Origin of the sequence: Paenibacillus sp. DMB5, from assembly GCF_001517085.1 — a bacterium.
In the GTDB taxonomy this organism is placed as follows: Bacteria; Bacillota; Bacilli; order Paenibacillales; family Paenibacillaceae; genus Paenibacillus_AQ.
Window position 1 is genome coordinate 1 of the sequence record NZ_LRAC01000110.1, and the last position, 3,188, is coordinate 3,188.

Below are 3,188 nucleotides of genomic sequence, written 5' to 3' on the forward strand. Positions count from 1 at the left end.
CTGAAAACTGAATCCGAAACGAATCTGCGATTTAATTATTGGATAAGCCCTCGACCGATTAGTATTGGTCAGCTCCATGCATTGCTGCACTTCCACCTCCAACCTATCTACCTCGTCGTCTTCAAGGGGTCTTACATACTGGGAAATCTCATCTTGAGGGGGGCTTCACGCTTAGATGCTTTCAGCGCTTATCCCGTCCGTACGTAGCTACCCAGCCATGCTCCTGGCGGAACAACTGGTGCACCAGCGGTACGTCCATCCCGGTCCTCTCGTACTAAGGACAGCTCCTCTCAAATTTCCTACGCCCACGACAGATAGGGACCGAACTGTCTCACGACGTTCTGAACCCAGCTCGCGTACCGCTTTAATGGGCGAACAGCCCAACCCTTGGGACCTACTTCAGCCCCAGGATGCGATGAGCCGACATCGAGGTGCCAAACCTCCCCGTCGATGTGGACTCTTGGGGGAGATAAGCCTGTTATCCCCAGGGTAGCTTTTATCCGTTGAGCGATGGCCCTTCCATGCGGTACCACCGGATCACTAAGTCCGACTTTCGTCCCTGCTCGACTTGTAGGTCTCGCAGTCAAGCTCCCTTATGCCTTTGCACTCTTCGAATGATTTCCAACCATTCTGAGGGAACCTTTGAACGCCTCCGTTACTCTTTAGGAGGCGACCGCCCCAGTCAAACTGCCCGCCTGACACGGTCCCCGTACCCGTTTAGGGTACCAGGTTAGAACCTAGATACGATCAGGGTGGTATCCCAACGGCGCCTCCACAGAAGCTTGCGCTCCTGCTTCTACGGCTCCCACCTATCCTGTACAGATCGTACCCAAATTCAATATCAAGCTGCAGTAAAGCTCCATGGGGTCTTTCCGTCTTGTCGCGGGTAACCTGCATCTTCACAGGTATTAAAATTTCACCGGATCTCTCGTTGAGACAGCGCCCAAGTCGTTACGCCATTCGTGCGGGTCAGAATTTACCTGACAAGGAATTTCGCTACCTTAGGACCGTTATAGTTACGGCCGCCGTTTACTGGGGCTTCGGTTCATAGCTTCGGGTTGCCCCTAACCACTCCCCTTAACCTTCCAGCACCGGGCAGGCGTCAGCCCGTATACTTCGCCTTGCGGCTTCGCACAGACCTGTGTTTTTGCTAAACAGTCGCTTGGGCCTTTTCACTGCGGCCCCCTCGGGCTATTCACCCTACCGAGGCACCCCTTCTCCCGAAGTTACGGGGTCATTTTGCCGAGTTCCTTAACGAGAGTTCTTCCGCGCGCCTTAGAATTCTCTTCTCGCCTACCTGTGTCGGTTTGCGGTACGGGCACCTTCTCCTGACTAGAGGCTTTTCTTGGCAGTGTGAGATCATGACCTTCGCTACTATAATTTTCGCTCCCCATCACAGCCCAGCCTTAACGGTGTGCGGATTTGCCTACACACCAGCCTCACTGCTTAGACGGACATCCATCAGTCCGCGTCACTACCCTCCTGCGTCACCCCATCGCTCATAGCGGATTACGGTGGTACAGTAATTTCAAACTGTTGTCCTTCGACTACGCCTGTCGGCCTCGCCTTAGGTCCCGACTTACCCTGAGCGGACGAGCCTTCCTCAGGAAACCTTGGGCTTTCGGCGGATCAGATTCTCACTGATCTTTTCGTTACTCATACCGGCATTCTCACTTGTATGCTGTCCAGCGCTCCTTACGGTACACCTTCAACCCACATACAACGCTCCCCTACCCCTGATGCAAAGCATCAAGCCATAGCTTCGGTGGTGTGTTTAGCCCCGTTACATTTTCGGCGCAGAGTCACTCGACCAGTGAGCTATTACGCACTCTTTAAATGGTGGCTGCTTCTAAGCCAACATCCTGGTTGTCTGTGCAACTCCACATCCTTTCCCACTTAACACACACTTGGGGACCTTAGCTGATGGTCTGGGCTGTTTCCCTTTTGACAATGGATCTTAGCACTCACTGTCTGACTCCCGGCAAGAAGATAATGGCATTCGGAGTTTGACTGAGCTTGGTAACCCTTGCGGGCCCCGCACCCAATCAGTGCTCTACCTCCATCACTCCATTCACCGAGGCTAGCCCTAAAGCTATTTCGGGGAGAACCAGCTATCTCCGAGTTCGATTGGAATTTCTCCGCTACCCCCACCTCATCCCCGCACTTTTCAACGTACGTGGGTTCGGGCCTCCAGTGCGTGTTACCGCACCTTCACCCTGGACAGGGGTAGATCACACGGTTTCGGGTCTACGTCCACATACTGAATCGCCCTATTCAGACTCGCTTTCGCTGCGGCTCCGGCTTCTCACCTTAACCTTGCATGTTAAACGTAACTCGCCGGTTCATTCTACAAAAGGCACGCCATCACCCATAGATCGGGCTCTGACTTCTTGTAAGCACACGGTTTCAGGTTCTATTTCACTCCCCTTCCGGGGTGCTTTTCACCTTTCCCTCACGGTACTGTTTCACTATCGGTCGCCAGGTAGTATTTAGCCTTGACAGATGGATTCATACGGGGTTTCACGTGCCCCGCACTACTCGGGATCCGTCTCGGAGAGAATATCATTTCGGCTACAGGGCTTTTACCTCTATCGCGGGCCTTTCCAGACCTCTTCGCCTACCATATTCCTTTGTAACTCCATGTGAGACGTCCCACAACCCCAGGAGGCAAGCCTCCTGGTTTAGGCTGTTCCGCGTTCGCTCGCCGCTACTGACGGAATCACTATTGTTTTCTCTTCCTCAGGGTACTTAGATGTTTCAGTTCCCCTGGTCTGCCTCTACGTATCCTATGTATTCAGATACGAGTAACTGCGAATTACCACAGCTGGGTTTCCCCATTCGGACACCCCCGGATCAAAGCTTGCTTACAGCTCCCCGAGGCAGTTTCGTTGTTCGCCACGTCCTTCGTCGGCTCCTGGCGCCTAGGCATCCTCCGTGTGCTCTTATTAGCTTAACCATGCGTTTTCCGTTAGGAAAATCGCTGTATCAACTAATAACTATTTCAACTTGCTTACACAAGTTTCAGCTAAAAGATGTTCTAAAACGCAAATTCGTTTCGGTATCCAGTTTTCAAGGATCAAGTTGAGAGCTTAAACTCTCAAAACTGAGCAACGAGTGAGTAGAAAGCTTTACGAAGTAAAGCTCGCTTCGGAAGCATGCTTCCTGAAGACTTAGATTTGAATGTCATC

Annotated in this window: 1 rRNA gene; it reads right to left on the minus strand. The window is 52.3% G+C overall.

The window, feature by feature from the left end:
- Positions 1-38: 38 nt before the first annotated feature.
- Positions 39-2,956 (minus strand): 23S ribosomal RNA (locus AWJ19_RS12285).
- Between the last annotated feature and the right edge of the window lie 232 nt (positions 2,957-3,188).